The 5,989-nt window shown below is 44.2% G+C and carries 7 protein-coding genes and 1 pseudogene; 6 read left to right on the forward strand and 2 right to left on the reverse strand.

Annotation, left to right across the window (positions count from 1 at the left end):
• Positions 1-650: 650 nt before the first annotated feature.
• The gene (locus HWQ41_RS34365; protein WP_366931705.1) at positions 651-785 is read right to left on the reverse strand and encodes an IS1-like element transposase; all 135 of its coding nucleotides are present in this window, start codon (positions 783-785) and stop codon (positions 651-653) included.
• A 185-nt stretch (positions 786-970) separates the two neighbouring features.
• Between HWQ41_RS34365 and nifH the strand changes: the two genes are divergently transcribed.
• The 6 genes from nifH to HWQ41_RS24935 all read left to right on the forward strand — a co-directional run bounded on the left by nifH (position 971) and on the right by HWQ41_RS24935 (position 5,693).
• Entirely contained in the window at positions 971-1,867 is an 897-nt protein-coding gene (gene nifH, locus HWQ41_RS24910) for a nitrogenase iron protein (protein ID WP_292768980.1), read from the forward strand.
• 166 nt (positions 1,868-2,033) lie between these two features.
• Positions 2,034-2,420, forward strand: a complete 387-nt coding sequence (locus HWQ41_RS24915; RefSeq protein ID WP_292768983.1) for a hypothetical protein — start codon at positions 2,034-2,036, stop codon at positions 2,418-2,420.
• Positions 2,421-2,652: 232 nt separating this feature from the next.
• Positions 2,653-2,799, forward strand: coding sequence for a hypothetical protein (locus HWQ41_RS24920; RefSeq protein WP_292768986.1), 147 nt, complete (start codon positions 2,653-2,655; stop codon positions 2,797-2,799).
• Positions 2,771-4,021, forward strand: a complete 1,251-nt coding sequence (locus HWQ41_RS24925) for a substrate-binding domain-containing protein (RefSeq protein WP_292768988.1) — start codon at positions 2,771-2,773, stop codon at positions 4,019-4,021. Before HWQ41_RS24920 ends, HWQ41_RS24925 begins: the two co-directional genes overlap by 29 nt.
• A 226-nt stretch (positions 4,022-4,247) precedes the next feature.
• Positions 4,248-5,366 (forward strand): homocitrate synthase, encoded by a 1,119-nt coding sequence (gene nifV, locus HWQ41_RS24930; RefSeq protein ID WP_292768991.1) that lies wholly within the window; start codon positions 4,248-4,250, stop codon positions 5,364-5,366.
• A gap of 129 nt (positions 5,367-5,495) precedes the next feature.
• Positions 5,496-5,693, forward strand: a complete 198-nt coding sequence (locus HWQ41_RS24935) for a hypothetical protein (RefSeq protein WP_292768994.1) — start codon at positions 5,496-5,498, stop codon at positions 5,691-5,693.
• Positions 5,694-5,796: 103 nt separating this feature from the next.
• Here HWQ41_RS24935 and HWQ41_RS24940 read toward each other — a convergent pair.
• A pseudogene (locus HWQ41_RS24940) lies at positions 5,797-5,989 on the reverse strand (hypothetical protein); the annotation flags it as partial.

Raw genomic sequence — 5,989 nt, forward strand, 5'->3', positions numbered from 1 at the left:
CTTTGAGTTCCTTGATTTCAAAATCCTATCAACCTTTTTAATTAATAATAGTCAAACTGGTAACAAACGCCTAAATAAATATTGGATAAATCGAGATAAACCAGTTATAAATAGACAGAACTGTCTAGATTAAAACGAATATTTACTACTAGATATATAAGATTTTCAATGATTCCAATAGACAGACTATTCTAACTATATCTGAAGAGAGAAATAATTTAATTACTGTCCTGATTCGGGATGTCTTAAAAAGGAAAAATCGGCGATAATTGCTCAAATCAAAACAATAGGAAAAGCGCAATTGTTTGCTTTGAGGCTTTCTAGCTGATGAGTAATTGTAACCACGAATACTGTTTGTAAATTAGTTTTTCAGCGCAAGTAAATTGGCCAGATGTATGATATTCTTTATTTATAGGGAATCTAATACCAGAATAAAAACTCCTTAGATTCCTTTGAAGTGAGTATCAGACCAGCCTCATCAGTTATTGGTGACGGCATAACGTTAATCGAAGTGGAGCAAAACCGCCTAAAAATCGGTTTTTCGTTTGGCGAAGCTGTTGCCATAGCGTAGGCTGGACTGATTTTTTTATGTATCTTCCTTGCAGCAAAAATAATGCTTGTCTTGCTGTGATCAAGCAGAAATGTATCATTTACCTGTCGTAGCTGTGGAAGTTTTTTGAATGATTAGTGACAGGATTGCAACTAATTTTTATCACCCTTGTTGTATCTCGCATCCCACTAATATTTACTGCCATATCTGTAAGAAGCTGTTTAATTTCTAGCAGGTAACTGCAATATTTCTAGTGCTAGATAGACAGCTGATGTCCACACTCTGACTACGTTGATGCTGTCACAATCTCGACAGTGAACTCTTTCAAAAACTACAACTCCAATTTGATTCAATACTCTGCTTGATTACACCATAATCTTGGAGCCGAATCAATAAGTCTGCGCCATTACTGAGGTTTTTATGCGGAAGATTGCTATTTATGGAAGAGGGGGAGTTGGCAAGTCTACAACGACTCAAAACGTAGTGGCTGGACTGACTGATATAGGTCGTAAGGTGATGGTTGTAGGGTGTGACTCGAAAGCAGACTCCACCCGGCTGCTCTTGGGGGGATTCCACCAGAAGATTGTACTTGATACGTTGCGTAAAGAAGAAGAAGATGTGAATCTAGAAGACTTCCGCCAGGAGGGATGGGGGAAGACGCTGTGTGTGGAATCGGGTGGGCCGGAACCTGGTGTGGGATGTACAGGTAGAGGCATTCTGACATCAATTGGGTTGCTGGAACAACTTGGTGCTTATGATGATGCAGTTAGACTTGATTATACATTTTATGATGGTCTGGGTGACGTGGTATGCGGTGGATTTGTCATGCCCATTCGTGAACGTAAAGCTCAAGAGGTTTACATTATCACTTCTGGGGAAATTATGGCAATGTATACCGTCAACAACATCTGCCGAAGCATTCAAAAGTATGCTCCTATAGGCGGTATACGTCTGGGAGGATTGATTTGCAACTCTCGCAAAGTCGATCAAGAAGATGATTTGATCAAAGCTCTGGCAGAGAAACTGGGCACTCAAATGATCTACTCCATACCCAGAGACAATATGGTGCAGCAAGCAGAGTTCCACCGCAAGACGGTGATTGAGTATGCTCCTGAGTCTGAACAGGCGCAGCACTATCGCAACCTGGCAACGGCAATTGACCAGAATACAGATTTTGTCACTCCGAAATCTATGTCTAACGATCGCCTAGAGGAACTGCTGGTACAGTTTGGGTTGTTTAGACACCTCCAGACATTAGGTATCAGCCCAAACTCCACAAGGGTTGCAGATTCATTTTCGGAGATGCCTCTTGACTAGGACGATGCAGTAGGGATTATCCCTTATACAAAGTGTCTGGAGCAATTGGCAATCTCTGACTTTAAACAGCAGAAAAAACTGCGTAAACTTCTTAACACCATTTGAGAAATCGGCGTTTTGAACCACGCCAAAATTCGTCTACCTCATTGAAGGAGGAGAACTCATTATGTTGACCGAAGAGGTTTTAGTCCAAAAATTTATCACCATAGCTCAGGGGCGCTGTCCCAAACTCGGTGAGTTGCTCCAGTACTGCCATGTCGAACTCGTAAACTCTTACTGGGGCTGCCCCCCAAAACTCATACAACATTTTGTCGTTTATTATCCTAATATGCTGTTTGCCTCAGTCAATGCCTACCAAGACATTTTCCGAGGCGTTGCCCAAGATTTGGGGATATTGGACGCTGTTTGCATAAACGCTACACGTATTATCCGCGATCGCGCCTCAAGGTTGAAGGAAAAGAACCCGATCTTATGGTTGGAACTTCATTGGGTGGCGGTACCAACTCAAAAAGGCAGTTGGCATTTAGATCAGGACTCACCGTACTCGGACTAAAAGTTATGCTTTCCTAACAAATTTTTACACGAAAGCGAGAGTTTGTAAATACTTGATGCCTTGCGATTGAAGCGTTTTCTCTTGGTGATCACCGATTTGGTTAGCAGATGATCAAAAGGCGATGCCTACGGCGGCAAGCTACGCTAGGTTGGGCTGCGCCTACGCTAAATCGTATCCAAAGATGCAAGTATTCTAGCAATATGTATGTTATGCTTGCAGAAGATCAGCAAAATTGTCAAAACATCAACATGTCTTTCAACAAAAACGGCAAACACTAGAAAACCTTGCTATTGACCCAACAAATTTAAGTTTGTCTGCTGCGGCTTTTTCTAACGGAGAGATACAGCCTCATGAAACTGGATGTGAATCTTTGCAATAACCTGAAGTCAATTAGAACTCGCTTGGGCATGAGTCAGCAAGAATTAGCTAATATAGCTGGCGTAACTCGTCAGAGTATTGGTGGTGTGGAATTGGGACAATATGCCCCTTCTGTTGCGATGTCACTACGTTTAGCCAAGGCACTTGGCTGCCAAGTCGAGGACTTATTCTGGTTTGAGGAAGATTTACCAGAAGTTGAGGCAATTCTTGCGGGATCAGCCCCTAAGCAACAGCAATCACGAGTTAGTCTAGCGCGGGTTGGGGATCAATGGATAGCTTATCCCCTTGTTGGAAACGATGCTTTTCGGATCGAAATGATTCCAGCCGATGGTGAGACGCTGGCAGTGATTCACCCTGATGCTGGGGAATCCGTAAGGGTGAAAGAGTTCGCCAGCATCAGCAAATTGCCATTAGCGTCAGAGGTAGCTAGTAATGAGCGTCACTCTGCGGGTGAAGCACAGAGCCAGATCGGTACAAATAAAGTCCTGGTAAGGCTTCTGGATGATATAGACAAACTGCACAATACAGTTGTGATTGCTGGTTGTACACCTGTGCTTTCCCTCTTAGCAAGAGCAACTGAACGCTGGCATCCGCAACTGCGAGTTCATTATCATTTCGCCCACAGCAAGGCTGCATTGAGTAGTCTGTGCCGAGGTGAAGTTCACATTGCAGGGATGCACTTATACGATCCCCAAACTGGGGAACATAACATTCCCTTTGTGCGGGAAGCCTTAACGGGTAAAAGTGCCGTTTTGATTACCCTTGGAGTTTGGGAAGAAGGTTTGTTAGTCCCACCAGGAAACCCAATGGGAGTTAAAACAGTTTCCGACTTAGTAGAATTTGGAGCAACTATTGTCACCCATGAAGTGGGTTCTGGCAGTCGGATGCTTTTGGAACGCAAACTCCAAGAAGAAGGAGTACCATTTCCGACTGTGAAAGGATTTGACCGTATTGTTCACAACCATCAAGATGTTGCTTTGTCTGTAGTTTCAGGAATTGCTGATGCAGGTATCAGTACGGCATCTATAGCTGCTGCCTTTGGGTTGGGATTTATCCCCCTTCATAGTGCGCGATACGACTTGGTGATTATTAAAGAATACTTGGAAGAAGAACCAGTAAAGCAGTTTCTCAGTATCTTGGGACATCAGCTAGTGCGATCGCAATTAGAGATTCTCGGTGGCTATGATATTAGCAAGATTGGGGAAGTTGTAGCAAATATTTAGTAATGACGCTCTCTACGAGACGCTAAAAGCGTAGCTTGCAACTCTTACAGAGTACGCGGACTCGCTACCGCTACGCTAACGTAATTCGTAATTATGATCCCACGACAAAGGAATATGTCTTTTACTTTCCACAACTCAAGTTAGCTGCTCTGTGTTTCAATTACGAATTCGTCAAGCAAATCAAAATCACCCAACAAGTTAGCTGCTCATGAATCATCACTTGACTATGAATAAACATCCCGTTCAGATTAACGATACAACCTTGCGAGATGGTGAACAAGCTGCGGGTGTAGCCTTTAACGTGGAAGAAAAAATTGCGATCGCCACTTTTCTGGATGCCATTGGTGTTCCAGAACTGGAAATTGGCGTTCCGGCAATGGGGCAAGAAGAAGCAGAATCGATCCGAGCGATCGCCAATCTGGGATTAAATGCCCAATTACTTGGCTGGAACCGTGCTAAATTGTCCGATATCCAGGCATCTATAGATTGTGGTTTGGAACGGGTGCATATTTCCGTTCCTGTCTCAGAAATTCAGATTGCCGCGAAGTTTGGGGGTAAGCAGCAGGTAATGCTGGATCTTCTGCGGGATGCGATTAATTTCGCTTGCGATCGCGGTTTATCTGTATCTGTTGGCGGAGAAGATTCTTCCAGAGCCGATCCATCTTTTCTATTGGATGTGGCGTTTTATGCTCAAGAGTTGGGAGCTTTCCGGTTTCGCTTTTGTGACACTGTAGGAATTCTCGACCCTCTGAACACTTACAGCAAAGTTCGCTCCCTGGTGCATCATCTATTCATTCCCATAGAAATGCACACGCACAATGATTTTGGACTGGCAATGGCGAACTCGCTAGCTGGTATTGAAGCAGGGGCGCTATCAGTTAATACCACGGTAAATGGGATTGGCGAACGCGCAGGTAATGCGGCGCTGGAAGAAATGGTGATGGCACTGAAACACCTCTACGGGATTCCAACGGGCATTAATACAAAACGGCTATTGGAACTATCACGGTTAGTTGCGAAAGCTGCAAATTGGCCGGTTCCTCCCTGGAAAGCGATCGTGGGTGAAAATACTTTTGCACACGAGTCGGGTATTCATGCTCACGGCGTGTTGCAAAATCCCGGTACTTACGAACCGTTCGCGCCGGAAGATGTTGGTTGGGAACGTCGCCTTGTCGTAGGTAAACATTCCGGTCGGCATCTGATATTTAGTGTGCTGCAAGAACATGGAATCACACTCAGTCAGCCAGAAATTCAATCAGTGCTGGATGCTGTAAAGCATCAGTCAGTAAAAGTTAAGCGCAGTCTCACGGTTGAAGAACTCCTGAGTTTTGTTCCCCAAAGGTGAACTTAATGGGGAATGGGGAGTAGGAAGGGTTAAGAAAGCATCACAATTACGTCTCTGGTTAGCGTCGGCGCAGGCATCGCAGTTATTGTATCAACTGCTAGAATATTACCAACATTATTGGTAGTAACTATGCCGAGAAAAGAGCAAGGATGGATCACTTTTCAATTGTCTCTAGAAGAACGGCAACTTCTAGAGCAGTACTGCAAGCGGTTCAAACGGACTAAGACTGATGTTTTGCGCTCCCTGTTGCGTAGTCTCCAAGCACAATTACTCAAACAACAGGGGAAGCAGTTTGATTCTGGGGAGATTGATCTTGACTTATTTTGAGCAGTGTTGAAGAATCGCTATCGGTAAAGCGAGTTTTCTTGTAGCCAAACAAATTTGTAATGGGGTTAGTAATCCCTCTGAAATTGTAAAAAAGCGTTCAAGTTCAAAAGTTGACTATGACAAATCCTACAGAATTATTGCGATCGGGATGGGCCCTCCGGGACTGGGTACTGGGTAATGGGGACTGGGTACTGGGCAAGAAAATATGAGTAAGATTTGCTTGGGGTCTGAATCCCCATCTAAATCTTCCCAGTCCCCATTCCCTAGTCCCTAGTCCCCAGTCCCCAGTCCCCAGT

It is taken from the genome of Nostoc sp. NOS(2021), from assembly GCF_017115025.1.
GTDB lineage: Bacteria > Cyanobacteriota > Cyanobacteriia > Cyanobacteriales > Nostocaceae > Nostoc.